This is a genomic window from Enterobacter sp. 296B2 (genome assembly GCF_034106185.1).
In the GTDB taxonomy this organism is placed as follows: domain Bacteria; phylum Pseudomonadota; class Gammaproteobacteria; order Enterobacterales; family Enterobacteriaceae; genus Enterobacter; species Enterobacter cloacae_N.
This window is the reverse complement of sequence record NZ_JAWNCA010000005.1, coordinates 20,182-39,876: the sequence shown is the minus strand read 5'-3', so window position 1 is coordinate 39,876 and position 19,695 is coordinate 20,182. Positions and strand designations below refer to the sequence as shown.

The following is a 19,695-nucleotide window of genomic DNA, read 5'->3' as shown; positions in this document are numbered from 1 at the left end:
AGATCTCGCTATTTCCAGCGGATTTCTTTTCAGGTTTGTGATGCATATTTTTCATCTTGCAAAGAACCATTTACAAAGCATGGGTATTTTTTATAAGATGCATTTAAAATACATCATTAAAGTGACATCAGAAGGAAGCTGCCATGCTCGACGCTCAAACCATCGCTACCGTTAAAGCCACCATTCCCCTGCTGGTGGAAACCGGCCCTAAACTTACCGCCCATTTCTACGATCGCATGTTTACGCACAACCCGGAGCTCAAAGAGATTTTCAATATGAGCAACCAGCGTAACGGCGATCAGCGTGAAGCGCTTTTCAACGCCATCGCGGCCTACGCCAGCAATATCGAAAACCTGGCGGCGTTGCTGCCCGCGGTGGAAAAAATCGCGCAGAAACACACCAGCTTCCAGATCCAACCCGAGCAGTACAACATCGTCGGCGGCCACCTGCTGGCGACGCTGGACGAAATGTTCAGCCCGGGCCAGGAGGTGCTGGACGCGTGGGGTAAAGCCTATGGCGTACTGGCAAACGTATTTATCAACCGTGAAGCGCAGATCTACAGCGAAAACGCCAGCAAGAACGGCGGCTGGGAAGGCACTCGCGCCTTCCGCATCGTCGAGAAAACGCCGCGCAGCGCATTAATCACCAGCTTTGAATTTGAGCCGGTGGACGGACAGCCGGTGGCCGATTACCAGCCGGGCCAGTATCTGGGCGTATGGCTGAAGCCTGAAGGCTTCCCGCACCAGGAGATCCGCCAGTACTCTCTGACCCGCAAGCCAAACGGCAAAGGCTACCGCATTGCGGTGAAGCGCGAGGACGGCGGTCAGGTTTCCAACTGGCTGCACAACGAAGCCAACGTGGGCGACGTGGTTCATCTGGCCGCGCCGGCGGGCGATTTCTTTATGGCCGTTGAGGCGAATACTCCGGTTACGCTGATCTCTGCGGGTGTCGGACAGACGCCAATGCTGGCAATGCTCGACACGCTGGCGAAAGCAAACCACGGTGCGCAGGTCAACTGGTTCCATGCTGCGGAAAACGGCGACGTGCACGCCTTTGCGGATGAAGTGAATGCGCTGGGGGCGTCCCTGCCGCGTTTCACCGCAAATACCTGGTATCGCCTGCCGACGGAAGCAGACCGCGCAGCCGCACGGTTTGACAGCGAAGGTCTGATGAACTTAAGCCAGATGGAAGGGGCGTTTAGCGCGCCGGACATGCAGTTCTACGTCTGTGGGCCGGTGGCGTTTATGCAGTATGCCGCGAAGCAGCTGGTTGAGCTGGGCGTAAATAAAGACCACATTCATTACGAATGTTTCGGGCCGCATAAGGTGCTGTAATGAAAAAGCCCCTCGAACGAGGGGCTTTTTTTCGCCGGGTAGCGGCTGTGCCTTACCCGGCATGGCAAATCTTTTTTAAATCGCCGCGTCGTCTTCTTCACCGGTACGGATACGGATCACGCGCGCCACGTCAAAGACAAAGATTTTCCCGTCGCCAATTTTGCCCGTCTGCGCCGTGCGGATAATGGTATCCACGCAGGTATCGACGATATCGTCGCTGACCACGATTTCAATTTTCACTTTCGGCAGAAAGTCGACCATGTACTCTGCGCCACGATAAAGCTCGGTGTGGCCCTTCTGACGACCAAAACCTTTCACTTCCGTCACGGTCATCCCGGTGATGCCGACTTCCGCCAGCGCTTCACGTACATCATCCAGTTTGAAAGGTTTAATAATCGCATCAATCTTTTTCATGGTGGGTCCTTAAACTCTTGCCTGTAAGCTGCTTCGTAATCGGTTGCTCACAGTACCATACGGCACTACTCTTTAAAATCGTTTGCTTCCAGCTCGTGGCGTGAGAGCAGCTTATAGAACTCTGTACGGTTGCGTCCGGCCATCCGCGCCGCGTGGGTCACGTTGCCTTTGGTTATCTGCAGCAGCTTGCGCAGATAGTTCAGTTCGAACTGATTCCGCGCTTCGGCAAACGTCGGCAAGGCCGTGTTTTCCCCTTCCAGCGCCTGCTCCACCAGCGCGTCGCTGATAACCGGTGAGGAGGTCAGCGCCACGCACTGCTCAATCACATTCACCAGCTGGCGCACGTTACCCGGCCAGCTTGCGGCCATCAGCCGCTTCATCGCATCCGTCGAAAAGGCGCGCACGAACGGTTTATGGCGATCGGCCGCCTGGCGCAGAAGGTGATTCGCCAGCAGCGGAATATCTTCCGCACGCTCCGCCAGCGCCGGTATCTTCAGGTTCACCACGTTCAGGCGGTAGTAGAGATCTTCTCGGAACTCGTTGCGGGCCATCACTTTTGGCAAGTCGCGGTGGGTGGCGGAAATGATTCGCACGTTAATATCAATATCGCGATTGCTGCCCAGCGGGCGCACTTTGCGCTCCTGAAGCACGCGCAGCAGTTTGACCTGCAGCGGCGCGGGCATGTCGCCGATCTCGTCCAGGAACAGCGTGCCCCCTTCTGCAGCCTGGAACAGCCCTTCCCGGCTGCTCACCGCGCCGGTAAATGCGCCGCGGGCATGGCCAAAAAGTTCAGATTCAAGAAGCTGCTCTGGCAGGGCACCGCAGTTAATGGCGATGAAGGCGTTTTTGCTGCGCGGGCTGGCGTTGTGGATCGCCTGCGCCAGGATCTCTTTCCCGGTTCCACTTTGACCATTAATCAGCACGCTAACGTCTGACTGTGCGACCATTCGCGCCTGCTCAAGCAGACGCAGCATTATCGGGCTGCGGGTGACGATAGATTCACGCCATGCGTCGTCGCCGGAGGGCGCGGCGTGCTCCAGCGCGCTGTCTATAGCTTTGTAAAGCGCGTCTTTATCTACCGGCTTGGTGAGGAAGCTGAATACGCCCTGCTGGGTTGCGGCAACGGCATCAGGGATTGACCCGTGCGCCGTCAGGATAATCACCGGCATGCCCGGCTGCTGCTTCTGGATTTCGGCGAACAGCTGCATGCCATCCATTTCGTCCATCCGCAGGTCGCTGATCACCAGGTCAATCTTCTCGCGGCTGAGGACCTTCAGCCCCTCCTGCCCGCTTTCCGCGGTCACCACGGTGTAGCCTTCACTCACCAGACGCATCCCCAGCAGCTTTAACAGGCCGGGATCGTCATCCACCAGTAAGAGATGGGCTGGTTTACGGCTCGTCATGCTTCACATCCTCTTGTTTCGGCATATCGCTGTCCGGTGCAGCAGATGAACTACCTGGCTGATATTTACGCGACGAGAGCTGCCTTTCGATATCGGTCAGGTTTTCCAGCTTGCGCGTCGTGGTATCCAGCTGGCTACGTAAATGTTGCTGCTGTTGGCGCAGCGTATCAAGCTCGCTGTCGGTTGACTGTTGCAGCTTGCTGTAGCGGGAGCGCTCTTCAGATAGCTGCAACTGTAACGTCTGCCCGTCCCGCCAGAGCTGGTAGACCGGGCGCACCTGTGCGGGAAGATTGATCACAAACGTGTCCAGCCGGGTCACGTTGGCCCGACGTTCAACGGGGGTAATTTTCGCATCGGCCAGTAAAATCCCACGCTTGAAAGCGTCCTGCCAGGTGTCCTCATCCAGCATGGCCGCCTTAGAGCGGGCGTCTACCGGCGCAAGCCGCTGGGCGCAATCTATTCCGCGCAGCCAGAACAGCGGATTATTTTCGACGTCATGCCCTGACAGATTCCAGATATCGTCACAGCGGGTAGAGAGGAAATCCGCCAGCTGGTTATCGGGCCATTTATCTTCTTGTTTACCGCTTATCGCACTTTGCGGCGCATGGGAAACGCACCCAGCCAGAACTAAACAGGGCAGACTCAGGCGACCCGCTTTGCTGGAAAACACCGCGCGTATGGCGCGGAAAAAGACGTGTGACATACTCACCAGATATAGATTCATTTTATTAATTTTTCCGGCTCAGGGGCAGTTCAATACGGAAGCAAACATCTGAACGTTCGTCCGTGGCAATGTTTAGCTCACCCTGCATGCGTCGTATGCAGTCCCGGGCGATGCTTAAGCCCAGACCGCTTCCTTTTACCGCACCTTTCCGCTGATGACTCCCCTGGAAAAAGGGTTCGAAGATCATGGTTTTTTCGTCATCGGGGATCGGGGTGCCGGTGTTTGCGACGTCAATAAACACCCGGGAACCCTTCGTAAAACTTCGGATATAAATGTTACCGGATTCAGTACCATAGTGCACCGCATTGGAGTAAAGATTGTCCAGAACGCTCATTAATAGCATGGGTTCAGCGAGACAGGTCGGTGCATTCAGCTCTACCCCGGTATGCATCATTTTAGCTCTTGCCGGCAAGCTGTGGGCGGAGATCACCATATCCACCAGCGGCTCAATTTCCACCTCTTCCAGCACGACCGCCCCATCAGCCAGCTTGCGGTTGTAATCCAGAAGCTGCTCAATGAGCTTTTGCAGGTTGCGGCTGCTGGCGTCCAGAATCTCGACAATCTCTTTCTGCTCCGGCGTAAGCGGTCCTGCCACCTCGTCCGCCAGCAGCTCCGTTCCTTCACGCATGCTGGCCAGCGGGGTTTTCAACTCATGAGAGATATGGCGCAGGAACTGGTGGCGCTGGGATTCCAGCCACGCCAGGCGCTCGGATAGCCAGATAATGCGCTGGCCGACGGATCGCAGCTCCCGAGGACCTTTAAAGGCAACCGTATCCCCGAGCGATTTCCCCTCCCCCAGGCGGTTGATCATACGCTGAATACCCTTCACCGGGCCGATGATCATGCGGGTAAAGAGCAGCACCAGCCCGAGGCTCACCAGGAACAGCACCAGCGCCTGCCAGCCGAAGAACTGGCCGCGCTCGGCAATCTCCTGCTGTAGCTGCTGGCCGCGAGAGAAAATCACCGTCCGCGTGGATTGCACCATTTCGGTATTGGCGGCAGCAAAGGCTTCAAGGCGCGCGGCGGCAGCCGCATCCGGGCCGCTGTTATGGCACTGCAGCTGCGCGAGATCGTTCAGATCCTGACGTAGTGCCTGATAGAGCCTGTCGTCCGGCAGCACGCCCGCGTGGGCGTCCAGCATTTCGCTGTAGCGCTTGCGCTGGCTCTGGTACACCTTCTCCAGTGTCCGATCGTCGAGCACGCAGTACTGGCGATAGCTACGCTCCATCTCCAGCGCGGCGTTGGTCATCGCTTCACTGCGTCTGGCGTCGATAAGCGTGGTGCGGTTCGTCAGTGCCGCCTGGGCACTCAGCGCATTCAGGCTCTGCCACGCCTGCCAGGCGAGGATCAGCAATGGCAGCAGGATCAGCAGGAAGGCCATCATCACGAGCTGTCGCAGGGAGCGGGGAAAAACGGGCCAGCGTTTCAACGCATTACTCTCTTCATGGGGTTTACGGAGAGCGTAACTGAGTCTGCCCTTCAGATACAACAAAGCCGGGTAAAAACCCGGCTTTGTCATGGAATAAGGCGGTGCCTAACTCGACGTTTCGCCCTGGCCTGATAAAGCATCGCTATGATCAGTAGTTGGACGGCAGGCACCTTTTTGTGCGTCATTCGAAGTTTATGTAGCACGTCCCGAAGGGGCTGACATAAGAAGGTGAATGAGCCACTGGTTAATATTATGCAACACCCATGCCAGAATGCAAAACAAAATATTAACACATTGAAATATATAATTTTTACTCACTTAACCGGTTCATTGTGTGTTGAATGATTTCCAGGCTAAGTGTCGCTATTAAGCAACACCTTAATGGGAACATTTACTGCCATATATAAATCAATGAGTTATATGTCTCCATTTAGAGACAGTCATGTACCCTCTTTGTCGCAATTTTGCGACACGCATAAAAAAGCCCGGTGGCGCTACCGCTTACCGGGCCTGCAAAGTACCTGCTTTACTTCTTAACCCAGCTGTTTACGCGCGTTGCGGAAGATGCGCATCCACGGGCTGTCCTCGCCCCAGTTTTCCGGATGCCAGGAGTTGCTCACGGTACGGAACACGCGCTCCGGGTGCGGCATCATAATAGTCGCGCGGCCGCTTTCGCTGGTCACCGCCGTAATACCGTTGACGGAGCCGTTCGGGTTAGCCGGATAGGTTTCTGTGACCTTGCCGAAGTTATCGACAAAGCGCAGCGCAACCAGGCCTTTGCTCTCCAGCTGAGCCAGATGCGCCGCATCGCGCACTTCCACCTGACCTTCACCGTGAGAAACGGCGATTGGCATCTGCGACCCGACCATCCCCTGCAGCAGCAGAGACGGGCTCTGAGTCACTTCTACCAGGCTGAAGCGCGCCTCAAAGCGGTCTGACTGGTTACGCACAAAGCGCGGCCAGGCTTCGCTGCCAGGGATCAGTTCGCGCAGGTTAGACATCATCTGGCAGCCGTTGCACACGCCCAGCGCCAGCGTTTGCGGACGGTGGAAGAAGGTTTCGAACTCATCGCGCACGCGGCTGTTGAACAGAATGGACTTCGCCCAGCCTTCACCCGCGCCCAGCACGTCCCCGTAGGAGAAACCGCCGCACGCCACCAGCGCATGGAAATCTTCCAGACCGGTACGTCCGGCCAGCAGGTCGCTCATGTGGACGTCGATAGCGTCAAAGCCCGCGCGGTGGAAGGCTGCCGCCATCTCAACGTGGGAGTTAACGCCCTGCTCGCGCAGAACGGCCACTTTCGGACGCGCGCCGGTCGCAATGTACGGCGCGGCAATGTCTTCATTGATGTCGAAGGAGAGCTTCACGTTCAGGCCAGGATCGTTGTCGTTAGCCTTCGCATTGTGCTCCTGATCGGCACATTCCGGGTTATCACGCAGGCGCTGCATCTGCCAGGTGGTTTCCGCCCACCACATGCGCAGCGTGGTGCGGCTTTCGCTGAACACGGCGTGACCGTCAGCTTCAATGACGAAGCGGTCACCCTGAACGGCTTTACCCAGATAGTGCACGCAGTCAGCCAGGCCATACTGAGCCAGCAGCGCTTCAACCGCATCGCGGTCTGCCGCACGAACCTGAATCACCGCGCCCAGCTCTTCGTTAAACAGCGCCGCCAGGCGGTCTTCGCCAAGCGTGGCAATGTTCGCTTCCACGCCGCAGTGGCCGGTGAAGGCCATCTCTGCCAGCGTCACCAGCAGGCCGCCGTCGGAGCGGTCGTGGTAGGCCAGCAGCTTGCGCTGCGCCACCAGCGCCTGAATCGCGTCGTAGAAGCCTTTCAGTTGCGCCACGTCGCGCACGTCGGCTGGCTTGTCGCCGAGCTGACGGTAAACCTGCGCCAGCGCGGTGGCGCCCAGCGCATTGTGGCCTTTGCCCAGGTCAATCAGCAGCAGGGCGTTGTCTTCAGTGGCCAGTTGCGGCGTAACGGTGTGGCGCACGTCTTCCACGCGGGCAAACGCGGTGATCACCAGCGACAGCGGAGAGGTCATCTCGCGCTGCTCGTTACCTTCCTGCCAGCGGGTTTTCATCGACATGGAGTCTTTACCCACCGGAATGGTCAGGCCGAGGGCTGGACACAGCTCCTCACCCACCGCTTTCACGGCTTCATACAGGCCCGCGTCTTCGCCAGGGTGGCCGGCAGCGGCCATCCAGTTCGCGGAAAGCTTGATACGTTTGATGTCGCCAATCTGCGTCGCGGCAATGTTGGTCAGCGCTTCACCCACCGCCAGACGGGCAGAGGCGGCGAAGTCCAGCAGCGCCACCGGGGTGCGTTCGCCCAGGGCCATCGCTTCTCCGTAGTAGCTGTCGAGGCTCGCAGTGGTCACGGCGCAGTTAGCGACCGGGATCTGCCACGGGCCGACCATCTGGTCGCGGGAGACCATACCGGTCACGGTACGGTCACCGATGGTCACCAGGAAGGTTTTCTCCGCCACAGCAGGCAGGTGCAGCACGCGGTTGACCGCTTCTGCCACGGTGATGCCCTGACGATCCAGCGCTTTGCCCGCCGCTTTGCGGGTTGTTACGTCGCGGGTCATCTTCGGCGTTTTACCGAGCAGCACGTCGAGCGGCAGATCGATCGGCTGGTTGTCAAAGTGGGTGTCGCTTAAGGAAAGGTGCTGCTCTTCGGTCGCTTCACCGATGACGGCATATGGCGCGCGCTCTCGGCGGCACAGCTCGTCAAACAGCGGCAGCTGATCCGCAGCAACCGCCAGCACGTAGCGCTCCTGGGATTCGTTACACCAGATTTCCAGCGGGCTCATGCCCGGCTCATCGCTCAGGATATCGCGCAGGTTGAAGCGTCCGCCGCGGCCGCCGTCGCTCACCAGCTCAGGCATGGCGTTGGACAAACCGCCCGCGCCCACGTCATGGATGAACAGAATCGGGTTGGCATCGCCCAGCTGCCAGCAGCGGTCGATCACTTCCTGGCAGCGACGCTCCATTTCAGGGTTGTCGCGCTGCACGGACGCGAAATCGAGATCCGCGTCAGACTGGCCGGAGGCCATAGAGGAGGCCGCGCCGCCGCCCAGACCGATGTTCATGGCCGGGCCGCCCAGCACGATCAGCTTCGCGCCGACGACGATCTCGCCTTTCTGCACGTGATCGGCACGGATGTTGCCGATCCCGCCCGCCAGCATGATCGGTTTGTGGTAGCCGCGCAGCTCTTCGCCGTTGTGGCTGTCCACTTTCTCTTCATAGGTACGGAAGTAACCGTTCAGCGCCGGACGGCCAAATTCGTTGTTGAACGCTGCCCCGCCCAGCGGGCCTTCGGTCATGATATCCAGCGCGGTGACAATGCGCTCTGGCTTGCCGAAATCTTCTTCCCACGGCTGTTCAAAGCCCGGGATACGCAGGTTGGATACGGAGAAACCGACCAGACCCGCTTTGGGTTTTGCACCACGACCGGTCGCCCCTTCGTCACGGATTTCACCGCCGGAGCCGGTCGCCGCCCCCGGCCACGGAGAGATTGCGGTCGGGTGGTTGTGGGTTTCCACTTTCATCAGGATATGCGCAGGCTCCTGGTGGAAGTCATAGCGCCCTGCTTCGCGATCGGCGAAGAAGCGGCCCACCTCGGAACCTTCCATCACCGCGGCGTTGTCTTTGTAGGCAGACAGCACGTGGTCAGGGGTTTGCTCCATGGTGTTTTTGATCATTTTGAACAGCGACTTCGGCTGCTGTTCGCCGTCAATAATCCAGTCGGCGTTGAAAATTTTGTGGCGGCAGTGCTCAGAGTTAGCCTGCGCGAACATATAGAGTTCGATATCGTTCGGGTTACGGTTGAGCTTAATGAACGCATCCTGCAGGTAGTCGATTTCGTCTTCTGCCAGCGCCAGGCCGAGACGCAGGTTGGCGTCAATCAGCGCCTGACGGCCCTGCCCCAGCAGATCCACGCTCTGTACCGGCGCAGGCTGATGGTGGGAGAAAAGCTTCTGCGCGTCATCGAGAGAGGCAAACACGCTCTCCATCATGCGATCGTGCAGTTCAGCCGCAACCGCCAGCCACTGCGCGTCGCTCAGGGTAGAGGCTTCAACATAGTACGCCACGCCGCGCTCCAGACGGTTAATCTGGCTCAGGCCGCAGTTGTGGGCGATGTCGGTAGCTTTGGAAGACCAGGGGGAGATGGTACCCGGACGCGGCGTCGCAAGGATCAGTTTGCCGGTTGGCGTATGGCTGCTCAGATTTGGACCATACTTGAGCAGGCGTTCCAGCTGTACGCGCTCCTCTGCATTCAGGGGGGCATTCAGGTCAGCAAAATGGACATACTCAGCGTAAATATTGCTTACCGGAAGGTCGGCCGCCTGAAAACGTGCCAGCAGTTTGGTAATACGGAAGGCAGACAGTGCAGGCGAACCACGCAGAATTTCCATCATAAGTCTCTCGTCTTCGAAGCGCCGGGGCGCTTACAGTGTGCGCAAGGGGGGAAAACGGGCGTCATTATAGAGAATCCTGAGCGTCGACGAAACCGTTTGCGTCGAAATAAAATTTGCGAAGATGTTTAGCAATAGATGTGACCTGTCTCTCTAATTGGTTGCCAAGTGGCGCAAGTTTACGCAAAATGCCGCTCATTCAATGGCAAACCTTATTGTTAACATGGCTACAGCAGACTGAGGCATCCGGCGTCGCAGAGAATTAACTAATTGAAAAAATTAAAGATTAATTATCTGCTCATCGGCATTGTAACGTTGCTGCTGGCAGTGGCCCTCTGGCCTTCCATCCCCTGGTTCGGCAAAGCCGAAAACCGTATCGCCGCCATTCAGGAGCGGGGGGAACTGCGCGTCAGTACCCTCAACTCTCCGCTGATTTACAGCGACATTAACGGCAAAATTATTGGTCTGGATTATGAGCTGGCGCAGCAGTTCGCCGATTATCTGGGCGTGAAGCTTAAAATTACCGTTCGTCAGAACATCAACCAGCTGTTTGACGACCTCGATAACGACGATGCCGATATCCTTGCCGCCGGTCTGGTCTATAACAGCGAGCGCAGCAAGAACTACCAGCCAGGCCCGACCTACTACTCCGTTTCCCAGCAGCTGGTCTATCGCGTCGGGAGCTTGCGCCCGCGTACGCTTGCCTCGATCAACGCACAACAGCTGGCGATTGCGCCCGGCCATGTGGTGATTGACGATCTGCGCGAGCTTAAGGAGAAGAAATACCCCGATCTGAGCTGGACGGTCGATCCCAAACTCGGCACAACGGCGCTGCTGGAGCAGGTCAAAGATCAGAAACTGCCCTACACCATTGCCGATTCGGTGGCGATCAGCCTTTTCCAGCGGGTGCATCCAGAAATCGCCGTGGCGCTGGACGTGACGGACGAACAGCCCGTTACCTGGTTTACCCATCTGGATGACGATCAGACCCTCTCTGCGGCCATGCTGGATTTCTATAACACCATTAATGAAGACGGCACGCTGGCGCGCCTTGAGGAGAAGTACCTCGGCCACGGGGATGACTTCGATTACGTTGATACCCGCAGCTTCCTGCGCGCGGTAGACAGCGTCCTGCCGGACCTTCAGCCGTTATTTGAAAAATACGCCCAGGAAATTGACTGGAAACTGCTGGCGGCGATCTCGTACCAGGAGTCCCACTGGGACACCCAGGCGACTTCCCCCACGGGTGTGCGTGGGTTAATGATGTTAACCAAAAATACCGCGCTGAGCCTGGGCGTGAATGATCGTACCGATGCGGAACAGAGCATCAGCGGCGGGGCGCGCTACCTGCAGGATATGATGGCTAAAGTGCCGGAAACGGTGCCGGAAGAAGAGCGGATCTGGTTCGCACTGGCGGCCTACAACATGGGCTATGCGCACATGCTTGACGCGCGGGCTCTGACGGCGAAAACGAAGGGGAACCCGGACAGCTGGTCAGACGTCAAACAGCGCCTGCCGCTGCTGAGCCAGAAGCCATGGTATAACAAGCTGACGTACGGCTATGCGCGCGGACATGAAGCCTACGCCTACGTGGAAAATATTCGTAAGTATCAGATTAGCCTGGTCGGCTATCTGCTGGAGAAAGAGAAAGAGGCAACAGAGGCAAAACAGCTGGCGGAAAGTTATCCGGTTGTGGCGCCGGGCGAGCTTAATCATCCGACAGCTTCAATTCTGCCTTTTGTTGCTTTTTCTGCTGACGGCGCATTCGAAAGAAATCGCTTAATAGCCCCGAACACTCTGGTGCAAGTACCCCACCGATAGTCTGCACCTGGTGGTTCATCCCCGGGTGCCCCAGCACGTCCATCAGCGAACCGGCCGCACCGGTTTTTTCATCCCGCGCACCAAACACCAGCGTCCCGATCCGGCTGTGGACCATCGCACCGGAACACATCACGCACGGTTCCAGGGTGACGTACAGGGTGGTATCAAGCAGGCGATAGTTTTGCAGCACCAGCCCGCCCTGACGAAGCGCCATGATTTCGGCGTGCGCGGTAGGATCGTGGCGGCCAATAGGACGATTCCACCCTTCGCCAATCACCTGGTTGTTATGAACCAACACCGCGCCCACGGGCACTTCGCCCTCGTCCCAGGCACGTTGAGCCAACGTCAGCGCGTGGCGCATCCAGTATTCATGATTGTATTCAGGGTTGGACAAGGGTTGATACTCCAGTCGAAAAGCGGGCGGCATTATACACAGCCCTTATAGATAAGACTATTCGAGTTGCTGAAGTTCGCCGAGGGGAGTCACGCGCCAGCGGTGCTGGCAAAAGTAGAGCAGCGGGTTGTCCTGTTTGCTGTCGCTGTAGCCGCTGTACAGCCGCAGCGGCGTGCCGATACGTTTTTCCAGCTGGACCACTTTTTCATGCCCCAGGCAGCGCATCGTCAGTACCCAGCCGCCGTAGCCGCGGGAAATTTGCGTTGCGATAAGATTTACGCGCGGCAGCCAGGGTGTATCAAAGTAGACCCGCTCCACCAGCGTCTGCGGCGAGCCGGTAATCAACCAGATGTCGGCATCGTTGGCATCAAGATAGCTGGTGAGGCGCGCCTGCACCACGGGAAACGCGGCAACGTGGCCGCGAAACCAGTCAGCGAAATCCTGTTCGAGCTGTTTGAGCCGTGCTTCACTGTGACCGAAGGTGCATCCCCAGAGCAACAGGCTCATCGGCCAGCGCGCCGCCCGGCCTTTTACCAGCAGCGCAATGCCAATCACGGGTAAGAGCGGTAAGACGAGCAGCGCGTTCAGAGGCTGACGCCGCAGCAGGTAGCGCATAAACGTACCAAACATATCCTGCTGATGCAGCGTTCCATCCAGGTCGAAAAAGACAACGCGACGCTCGTGATTGGCCAAACCTTATTCCTCTGGGTCGTTGAATCCTAACAGCCAGGTAAACAGGAACCCGGCGATCACCGCTACTAAATAGCCTAACAGATAGAGCATCACTTTTCCGGTCACGATGGTTAACGCCAGCGGTAAACCAGAAAGACCAAAGGTGATAACGGTGGCGACTTTCCAGTAGCTGATGAGCGCCCCGCCCACCGCGCCGCCCAGACAGGCGGCGAGGAACGGTTTACCCAGCGGCAGCGTGACGCCGAATATCAACGGCTCGCCGATACCCAACAGCCCGACCGGCAACGCCCCTTTAATCACTTTTTTCAGGCGCGCGTTGCGGGTTTTCATCAGGACGGCAATCGCTGCCCCCACCTGCCCGACGCCCGCCATCGAGAGAATAGGCAGCAGCGCGTTGTAACCGTGCGCCTGCACCAGCTCGACGTGAATAGGTACCAGCCCCTGGTGCAGGCCGGTCAGCACCAGCGGCAGGAAGGTGCCTGACAGCACCGCGCCCACTAACAGGCCGCCGCGGTCAATAGCCAGAGACGCGCCGTGGGCGATGGCATCAGAGATCCACCCGCCTAGCGGCTGAAGGACCACAATCGCGACGCTACCGGTAATTAAGGTGGTCAGCAGCGGGTTGAGGATAAGCTCAATCGAGCCGGGCAGAACCGTACGTAGCTTTTTCTCGATCCAGCACATCAGAATAACCACCAGCAGCACGGCAATTACCCCGCCGCGACCAGGCTGGAGTGCCTCGCCAAACAGCGTGATTTGCGCCAGCTGCGGGCTGGACAAGATCCCCGCCATTACGCCACCCATGGCCAGCGAGCCGCCAAACACTTTGGCGGTATTGACCCCGACCAGAATGTTCATGATGGCAAACACCGCGCTGCCAAAGATTGCGAGAATACCCAGCAGGTTCGGATACTGCGTGGCAAAGTCCCCGACGATATCCGGCCGCTTGAGGATGTTGATGATCCCGGTGATCAGGCCAGAGGCAATAAACGCGGGGATCAGCGGGATAAAGACGTTTGCCAACTGTCGCAGCGCGTCGCTCATGGGGGCTTTATATTTCGCCTTCGCCTGCGCTTTGGTGCGTTCAGCATCGTCAACCGTCACGCTCGCTTCGCCGCCCATCAGCGCACGCATGGCATCGACGACCTGCGCCGCCTTGCCCGGCCCGACGATCAGCTGGTGCTGCTGCCCCTGTTTCACATAGCCGCTGACGCCGGATAGCTTCTTCAGACCCGGCACGTCAAGCTGGTCGTCGTTATGCACTTCGACGCGCACGCGCGTCATGCAGTTTTCCAGACGCTGAATATTTTTTTCTCCGCCGATCCCCTGCAGGATATCGCTGGCGAGCGCTGCTGTTTTGTCCATACACGCCTCTGCTAGTTTTCTAATGCCGCCCGTAAGAAGCCGTTATGCGCATCAAGCCTGGCTCGCGCGGCCGCCGCATCCAGCCCGCTTAAGATCATCAGAATGGCGGGTTTAACATCGTGATCGGTCTGTTTGAGTACCGCTTCTGCCTCTTCACGGCCTGCGCCTGTCGCCTCCATCACCATGCGGCAGGCTCTGTCCACCAGCTTGACGTTGGTGGCCTGCATATCCACCATCAGGTTTTGGTAGACCTTGCCAAATTTCACCATCGCGCCGGTAGAGATCATATTGAGTACCAGCTTTTGCGCGGTCCCGGATTTCAGGCGCGTGGAGCCGGTGAGCGCTTCCGGCCCAACGACCGGAGAGATAGCGATAGCGGCCACCTGCGCAATCGGGGAGCCGGGGTTGCAGGAGATGGCGACCGTCGTGCAGCCGGTCCGGTTGGCGTATTCCAGGCCACCAATGACGTACGGCGTGCGCCCGGATGCCGCCAGGCCGACCACCAGATCGTTCGCCGTCAGGTTCAGATCCTTCAGGTCATCCTCGCCCAGCTGTTTGTTATCTTCCGCACCTTCAACAGCTTTCAGCAGCGCGCCGGGTCCCCCCGCAATCAGGCCAACGACCAGGCCGTGCGGAACGCCAAAGGTGGGCGGACATTCCGAGGCATCCAGCACGCCAAGACGCCCGCTGGTGCCGGCGCCCATATAGATAATGCGACCGCCGGCCTTAAGGGCCGCCGCCGCCGCATCGACCGCTTTCGCTACCTCGGGCAATGTCTCTTTCACTGCCTGCGCGACCAGCGTATCCTGTTGATTAAAGCGGTTAACCAGCTCCAGGGTGGAGAGCGCATCCAGATCCATGGTTTGCGGGTTACGCGTTTCAGAAACAAGTGAGCCAAGATTCATTTTTGTACCTCAAGAATTTTTAATTCATAATAATCTCACTATAATGGAATATAAAATTCATTCAGGCGAGCAAAATTCGTATTTGCGCAGACAATCACATTTCCGCCGGGAGTACCTATGAACTGTTTAATTCGCATTCGCCAGCGCTACGCCGGCTTTGCTCAAAGCGACAAAAAGCTGGCGGACTTTCTGCTTTCCCAACCTGACCGCGCCCGTCATCTCAGCTCGCAGCAGCTGGCAAGCGAAGCCGGGGTGAGTCAGTCAAGCGTGGTGAAGTTTGCCCAGAAGATTGGCTTTAAAGGCTTCCCTGCCCTTAAGCTTGCGATCAGCGAAGCGCTGGTGAGTAACCCAAACCCGCAGTCCATGCCGGTGCATAACCAGATCCGCGGCGATGATCCCATGCGTCTGGTCGGGGAAAAGCTGATCAAGGAGAACGTGGCGGCGATGCACGCCACGCTGGATGTGAATACCGAAGAGAAGTTACTGGAAAGCGTGGCGATGCTGCGCGCGGCGCGGCGTATTATTTTGACAGGTATTGGCGCGTCCGGTCTGGTAGCGCGTAATTTTGGCTGGAAGCTGACTAAAATCGGTTTTAACGCTATTGTCGAGCAGGATATGCATGCCCTGCTGGCGACCGTACAGGCAATGGATCCTGACGATCTGCTACTGGCCATCTCCTATTCCGGCGAGCGCCGCGAGATCAATATGGCCACCGACGAAGCCCTGCGCGTCGGCGGCAAAATTCTGGCCATTACCGGATTCACCCCAAATGCGCTGCAGCAGCGGGCAACGCGCTGTTTATATACTATTGCCGAAGAGCAGGCCACGCGCAGCGCGGCTATCTCGTCCACCAGCGCGCAAATGATGCTGACGGACCTGCTGTTTATGGCGCTGGTACAGCAGGATCTGGAGCGCGCGCCCGAGCGCATTCGTCACAGCGAAGAACTGGTAAAGAAACTGGTTTGACGCGTATAATGCCCGCCCAGTTTGTGTTGTTTCTGAGAATTTCCTGATGGCGCTGTTAATTACCAAAAAATGCATCAATTGCGATATGTGCGAACCCGAATGCCCGAACCAGGCGATTTCGATGGGCGACAGCATTTACGAGATTAACAGCGACCGCTGCACGGAATGCATCGGCCACTATGAAACGCCGACCTGCCAGAAGGTGTGCCCGATCCCCAACACTATCCTGAAGGATCCGGCACACGTCGAGAGCGAAGAACAGCTGTGGGATAAATTTGTCCTGCTGCATCACGCGGACAAAATTTAGCTTTCGATAATCACCGTCGCGCTGGCATAGTGGCGTTCATCCGCGATCGTCACGTGCATGTGATTCACCCCCAGCTTCTCAGCCAGCTTTTCAGCCTCGCCCCATAACCGCAGGCGCGGTTTGCCCAGCTCATCGTTAAATACTTCAAACTGGTTAAATGCCAGGCCGTTACGAATGCCGGTCCCGAAGGCTTTGGCCGCAGCCTCTTTTACCGCAAAGCGCTTTGCCAGAAAACGCACCGGCTGCTGGTGCGCTTCCCAGATGGCCCATTCGTTATCGCTCAGCACGCGTCTTGCGAGGCGATCGCCGCTCCGGGCGATCACCGCTTCTATGCGGGCTATTTCGACGATATCGGTGCCTAAGCCCAGAATGGCCATTACTGACGCGCTTCCAGCATCAGGCGTTTCATCTCAGAAACCGCCTCTTTCAGGCCGCTCATCACCGCGCGGCCAATAATGGCGTGGCCGATGTTCAGCTCGTGCATTTCTGGCAGGGCGGCAATGGCCTTCACGTTATGGTAGGTCAGGCCGTGACCGGCGTTAACCTTCAGTCCCAGGCTTGCGGCGTAGGTGGCCGCTTTGGCGATACGCTCCAGCTCTTTGGCCTGCTCGGCATCGTTTTTGGCATCGGCATAGCAGCCGGTGTGGATTTCGATATACGGCGCGCCCACGTCGGCCGCCGCTTTAATCTGGGCGAAATCGGCGTCGATAAACAGAGAAACCAGGATACCGGCATCCGCCAGGCGTTTACAGGCATCGCGCATTTTGTCCTGCTGCCCCGCCACGTCCAGCCCGCCTTCGGTGGTCACTTCCTGGCGTTTTTCCGGCACCAGACAGCAGAAGTGCGGTTTGGTCTCGCAGGCAATCGCCAGCATCTCTTCGGTGACCGCCATCTCCAGATTCATGCGGGTGTCCAGCGTCTGGCGAAGAATGCGCACGTCGCGGTCGGTAATGTGGCGGCGGTCTTCACGCAGGTGCACGGTAATACCGTCGGCGCCAGCCTGTTCAGCGATAAACGCCGCCTGAACCGGATCGGGATACGCCGTGCCGCGCGCATTACGCAGCGTGGCGATGTGGTCGATGTTGACGCCTAACAGTAATTCAGCCATGACAATCCTCGGTTTTCTTTTCGATTCTGTGGTCTAACGTTTCGGCATAAACTGCCTGAATAATTCGCGGCTCTTTAAGGGCTTGCCGCCAAGATACGGCTTGAGGGCAATCCGGGTAAAGCGTTTTGCTGCGCGCAGGGTATCCCGATCGGGAAACTCACGCTCATATAGCGCCCGCAGCTGGCGCCCGGTAAAGGTACTGTTGTCTATCACGACGCTGGCGATAAATCCTTTTTCTTCCCGATAGCGGTAGGTCATCGCGTCTTCAACCTCGTCTCCGCTTCCCGCGCAGTGCAGAAAATCAACCCCGTAACCCAGGTGCCCCAGCAGCGCCAGTTCAAAACGACGCAGGGCGGGCTCGGGCGTGCCGGTCGCACCAGCCAGGGCCTGGATACAGTGCAGATAATCAAAGAAAAGTTCAGAGAAGCGAGTCTCATGTTCAAGAACCCGTGAGATAAGTTCGTTGACGTACAGACCGCTGTACAGAGTGATACCAGAAAGAGGAAGCGCCAGGGAAACGGCTTCGGCACTGCGCAGGGTTTTGACTTCCCCTCGCCCACCAAAGCGGACCAGCAGCGGCGTGAAGGGCTGTAGAGCACCCTTCAGGTTAGAACGTTTGGAACGTGCGCCTTTCGCAACAAGGCGCACGCGACCGGACTCTTCCGTGAAGACGTCCAGCATCAGGCTGGTTTCGCTCCAGGGACGACTATGCAGAACGAAGGCGCGCTGCCAACCTTCCATATACTCGCCGTCTTTGTTTACTGGTCTTCGCCGTAACCGAGGCTGCGCAGAGCACGCTCATCATCGGCCCAGCCAGATTTCACCTTCACCCACAGCTCCAGGTGAACCGGTGCTTCGAACATCTCCTGCATGTCTTTGCGAGCTTCGATACCGATGGTTTTGATCTTGGCGCCTTTGTTGCCGATCACCATCTTCTTCTGCCCTTCACGCTCAACGAGGATCAGGCCGTTGATGTCGTAGCCACCGCGCTCGTTGCTCTGGAAACGCTCGATCTCCACCGTCACAGAGTACGGCAGTTCAGCGCCCAGGAAACGCATCAGCTTTTCACGGATGATTTCAGACGCCATAAAGCGCTGAGAGCGATCGGTGATGTAGTCTTCCGGGAAGTGATGAATCGCTTCCGGCAAATGCTTACGCACGATGCCCGCGATGGTATCCACGTTCAGGCCGGTCTCAGCAGACAGCGGAACGATGTCGAGGAAGTTCATCTGGCTACCGAGCCACTGCAGATGCGGCAGCAGGTCAGCTTTTTCCTGCACGTTGTCAACTTTGTTGACCGCGAGGATGACCGGCGTTTTACCGTCACGCAGCTTGTTCAGCACCATCTCGTCGTCCGGCGTCCAGCGGGTGCCTTCCACAACGAAAATCACCAGCTCTACGTCGCCGATGGAGCTGCTCGCCGCCTTGTTCATCAGGCGGTTGATGGCGCGCTTCTCTTCCATGTGCAGGCCCGGGGTATCGACGTAGATCGCCTGATACGCGCCTTCAGTATGGATGCCGACGATGCGGTGACGCGTGGTCTGCGCCTTACGCGAGGTGATAGAAATCTTCTGCCCGAGCAGATTATTCAGCAGGGTGGATTTACCAACGTTCGGACGTCCGACGATGGCAATAAATCCGCAATAGGTTTTGTCGATGCTCATTCCAGCTCCAGCATTTTTAACGCCTGTTCGGCGGCAGCCTGTTCAGCCTTACGGCGGCTTGAACCTGTGCCCACCACCGGTTCACTCAGGCCACTGACCTGGCAATGGATGGTAAATTCCTGATCGTGCGCTTCGCCACGGACCTGCACCACCAGATAGGATGGCAGCGGCAGATGACGACCCTGCAGATATTCCTGCAGGCGCGTTTTCGGATCTTTTTGTTTATCGCCCGGGCTGATTTCGTCCAGACGGGTCTGATACCAGTTAAGGATCAGCTTTTCTACGGTCTGGATATCGCTGTCCAGGAACACGCCACCAATTAATGCTTCGACCGTATCGGCAAGAATAGATTCACGACGGAAGCCGCCGCTTTTCAGTTCACCCGGCCCAAGACGCAGACATTCGCCCAGTTCAAATTCGCGCGCGATTTCCGCAAGGGTATTACCCCGAACCAGCGTGGCACGCATGCGGCTCATATCACCTTCGTCCACGCGCGGGAAACGATGATAAAGCGCATTCGCAATCACGAAACTTAAAATAGAGTCACCCAGAAACTCGAGACGCTCATTATGTTTGCTGCTGGCACTGCGGTGGGTTAATGCCTGTTGCAACAACTCCTGATGATGAAAAGTGTAGCCCAGCTTCCGTTGAAGCCGATTAATTACGATGGGGTTCATGCGATACCAATAAATGAATGCGTCAAAAATGCAGCACACGAAACCGACCTGAGAAAACCAACGCGGTTTCGTG

The 19,695-nt window shown here is 57.5% G+C and carries 18 protein-coding genes; 4 read left to right on the top strand and 14 right to left on the bottom strand.

The window, feature by feature from the left end; genetic code table 11:
* The first annotated feature begins 143 nt into the window (after window positions 1-143).
* Window positions 144-1,334 (top strand): NO-inducible flavohemoprotein, encoded by a 1,191-nt coding sequence (gene hmpA / locus URZ40_RS05365; RefSeq protein WP_320719961.1) that lies wholly within the window; start codon window positions 144-146, stop codon window positions 1,332-1,334.
* 75 nt (window positions 1,335-1,409) lie between these two features.
* Here hmpA and glnB read toward each other — a convergent pair whose 3' ends face one another.
* The 5 genes from glnB to purL all read right to left on the bottom strand — a co-directional run bounded on the left by glnB (window position 1,410) and on the right by purL (window position 9,725).
* On the bottom strand, window positions 1,410-1,748 hold the full coding sequence (gene glnB, locus URZ40_RS05360) for a nitrogen regulatory protein P-II (RefSeq protein WP_003860685.1): 339 nt from the start codon (window positions 1,746-1,748) through the stop codon (window positions 1,410-1,412).
* Between the two features lie 65 nt (window positions 1,749-1,813).
* The gene (glrR, locus tag URZ40_RS05355; protein ID WP_028014084.1) at window positions 1,814-3,151 is read right to left on the bottom strand and encodes a two-component system response regulator GlrR; all 1,338 of its coding nucleotides are present in this window, start codon (window positions 3,149-3,151) and stop codon (window positions 1,814-1,816) included.
* Entirely contained in the window at window positions 3,138-3,875 is a 738-nt protein-coding gene (gene qseG, locus URZ40_RS05350; RefSeq protein WP_116343293.1) for a two-component system QseEF-associated lipoprotein QseG, read from the bottom strand. Before qseG ends, glrR begins: the two co-directional genes overlap by 14 nt.
* Window positions 3,876-3,879: 4 nt before the next feature.
* The gene (gene qseE, locus URZ40_RS05345) at window positions 3,880-5,304 is read right to left on the bottom strand and encodes a two component system sensor histidine kinase QseE/GlrK (protein ID WP_320719960.1); all 1,425 of its coding nucleotides are present in this window, start codon (window positions 5,302-5,304) and stop codon (window positions 3,880-3,882) included.
* 533 nt (window positions 5,305-5,837) lie between these two features.
* Complete coding sequence (gene purL, locus URZ40_RS05340) at window positions 5,838-9,725, bottom strand: phosphoribosylformylglycinamidine synthase (protein ID WP_233002491.1); 3,888 nt, start codon at window positions 9,723-9,725, stop codon at window positions 5,838-5,840.
* Between the two features lie 267 nt (window positions 9,726-9,992).
* Here purL and mltF point away from each other — a divergent pair, with 267 nt between their 5' ends.
* The gene (gene mltF / locus URZ40_RS05335) at window positions 9,993-11,543 is read left to right on the top strand and encodes a membrane-bound lytic murein transglycosylase MltF (RefSeq protein ID WP_116343300.1); all 1,551 of its coding nucleotides are present in this window, start codon (window positions 9,993-9,995) and stop codon (window positions 11,541-11,543) included.
* On the opposite strand, the gene tadA is transcribed toward mltF, so the two are convergent.
* Genes tadA through murQ form a run of 4 tightly spaced genes read right to left on the bottom strand, consistent with a single transcriptional unit; the run spans window position 11,431 to window position 14,900 of the window.
* Window positions 11,431-11,970 carry a tRNA adenosine(34) deaminase TadA gene (tadA, locus tag URZ40_RS05330; protein ID WP_116343302.1) on the bottom strand — a complete coding sequence of 180 codons (540 nt, stop codon included), beginning with the start codon at window positions 11,968-11,970 and terminating at the stop codon, window positions 11,431-11,433. The genes mltF and tadA overlap by 113 nt on opposite strands.
* Window positions 11,971-11,994: 24 nt before the next feature.
* The gene (gene yfhb / locus URZ40_RS05325; protein ID WP_116343304.1) at window positions 11,995-12,630 is read right to left on the bottom strand and encodes a phosphatidylglycerophosphatase C; all 636 of its coding nucleotides are present in this window, start codon (window positions 12,628-12,630) and stop codon (window positions 11,995-11,997) included.
* Between the two features lie 3 nt (window positions 12,631-12,633).
* Window positions 12,634-13,995 carry a PTS transporter subunit EIIC gene (locus URZ40_RS05320; protein WP_163330595.1) on the bottom strand — a complete coding sequence of 454 codons (1,362 nt, stop codon included), beginning with the start codon at window positions 13,993-13,995 and terminating at the stop codon, window positions 12,634-12,636.
* Between the two features lie 11 nt (window positions 13,996-14,006).
* The gene (gene murQ / locus URZ40_RS05315; protein WP_116343308.1) at window positions 14,007-14,900 is read right to left on the bottom strand and encodes an N-acetylmuramic acid 6-phosphate etherase; all 894 of its coding nucleotides are present in this window, start codon (window positions 14,898-14,900) and stop codon (window positions 14,007-14,009) included.
* A gap of 117 nt (window positions 14,901-15,017) precedes the next feature.
* Here murQ and URZ40_RS05310 point away from each other — a divergent pair, with 117 nt between their 5' ends.
* Window positions 15,018-15,866 (top strand): MurR/RpiR family transcriptional regulator, encoded by an 849-nt coding sequence (locus URZ40_RS05310; protein WP_028014092.1) that lies wholly within the window; start codon window positions 15,018-15,020, stop codon window positions 15,864-15,866.
* A gap of 46 nt (window positions 15,867-15,912) precedes the next feature.
* Complete coding sequence (locus URZ40_RS05305; protein ID WP_163330598.1) at window positions 15,913-16,173, top strand: YfhL family 4Fe-4S dicluster ferredoxin; 261 nt, start codon at window positions 15,913-15,915, stop codon at window positions 16,171-16,173.
* Here the strand turns inward: URZ40_RS05305 and acpS are convergent.
* The 5 genes from acpS to rnc are packed head-to-tail and all read right to left on the bottom strand — an operon-like array spanning window position 16,170 to window position 19,622.
* Window positions 16,170-16,550 carry a holo-ACP synthase gene (gene acpS, locus URZ40_RS05300; RefSeq protein WP_163330599.1) on the bottom strand — a complete coding sequence of 127 codons (381 nt, stop codon included), beginning with the start codon at window positions 16,548-16,550 and terminating at the stop codon, window positions 16,170-16,172. The genes URZ40_RS05305 and acpS overlap by 4 nt on opposite strands.
* Window positions 16,550-17,281 carry a pyridoxine 5'-phosphate synthase gene (gene pdxJ, locus URZ40_RS05295; RefSeq protein WP_116343315.1) on the bottom strand — a complete coding sequence of 244 codons (732 nt, stop codon included), beginning with the start codon at window positions 17,279-17,281 and terminating at the stop codon, window positions 16,550-16,552. Before pdxJ ends, acpS begins: the two co-directional genes overlap by 1 nt.
* 33 nt (window positions 17,282-17,314) lie before the next feature.
* Window positions 17,315-18,022 carry a DNA repair protein RecO gene (gene recO / locus URZ40_RS05290; protein ID WP_061097368.1) on the bottom strand — a complete coding sequence of 236 codons (708 nt, stop codon included), beginning with the start codon at window positions 18,020-18,022 and terminating at the stop codon, window positions 17,315-17,317.
* Window positions 18,023-18,039: 17 nt separating this feature from the next.
* Entirely contained in the window at window positions 18,040-18,945 is a 906-nt protein-coding gene (gene era / locus URZ40_RS05285) for a GTPase Era (RefSeq protein WP_025757643.1), read from the bottom strand.
* Window positions 18,942-19,622, bottom strand: a complete 681-nt coding sequence (rnc, locus tag URZ40_RS05280) for a ribonuclease III (protein WP_003860711.1) — start codon at window positions 19,620-19,622, stop codon at window positions 18,942-18,944. Before rnc ends, era begins: the two co-directional genes overlap by 4 nt.
* Window positions 19,623-19,695 lie beyond the last annotated feature (73 nt).

Bases quoted from the DNA above. Each gene is read 5' to 3' on its own strand.
- hmpA (WP_320719961.1), top strand. From the start codon at position 144: ATGCTCGACGCTCAAACCATCGCTACCGTTAAAGCCACCATTCCCCTG.
- glnB (WP_003860685.1), bottom strand. From the start codon at position 1,748: ATGAAAAAGATTGATGCGATTATTAAACCTTTCAAACTGGATGATGTA.
- glrR (WP_028014084.1), bottom strand. From the start codon at position 3,151: ATGACGAGCCGTAAACCAGCCCATCTCTTACTGGTGGATGACGATCCC.
- qseG (WP_116343293.1), bottom strand. From the start codon at position 3,875: ATGAATCTATATCTGGTGAGTATGTCACACGTCTTTTTCCGCGCCATA.
- purL (WP_233002491.1), bottom strand. From the start codon at position 9,725: ATGATGGAAATTCTGCGTGGTTCGCCTGCACTGTCTGCCTTCCGTATT.
- tadA (WP_116343302.1), bottom strand. From the start codon at position 11,970: ATGCCGCCCGCTTTTCGACTGGAGTATCAACCCTTGTCCAACCCTGAA.
- URZ40_RS05320 (WP_163330595.1), bottom strand. From the start codon at position 13,995: ATGGACAAAACAGCAGCGCTCGCCAGCGATATCCTGCAGGGGATCGGC.
- murQ (WP_116343308.1), bottom strand. From the start codon at position 14,900: ATGAATCTTGGCTCACTTGTTTCTGAAACGCGTAACCCGCAAACCATG.
- URZ40_RS05310 (WP_028014092.1), top strand. From the start codon at position 15,018: ATGAACTGTTTAATTCGCATTCGCCAGCGCTACGCCGGCTTTGCTCAA.
- URZ40_RS05305 (WP_163330598.1), top strand. From the start codon at position 15,913: ATGGCGCTGTTAATTACCAAAAAATGCATCAATTGCGATATGTGCGAA.
- acpS (WP_163330599.1), bottom strand. From the start codon at position 16,550: ATGGCCATTCTGGGCTTAGGCACCGATATCGTCGAAATAGCCCGCATA.
- pdxJ (WP_116343315.1), bottom strand. From the start codon at position 17,281: ATGGCTGAATTACTGTTAGGCGTCAACATCGACCACATCGCCACGCTG.
- recO (WP_061097368.1), bottom strand. From the start codon at position 18,022: ATGGAAGGTTGGCAGCGCGCCTTCGTTCTGCATAGTCGTCCCTGGAGC.
- era (WP_025757643.1), bottom strand. From the start codon at position 18,945: ATGAGCATCGACAAAACCTATTGCGGATTTATTGCCATCGTCGGACGT.
- rnc (WP_003860711.1), bottom strand. From the start codon at position 19,622: ATGAACCCCATCGTAATTAATCGGCTTCAACGGAAGCTGGGCTACACT.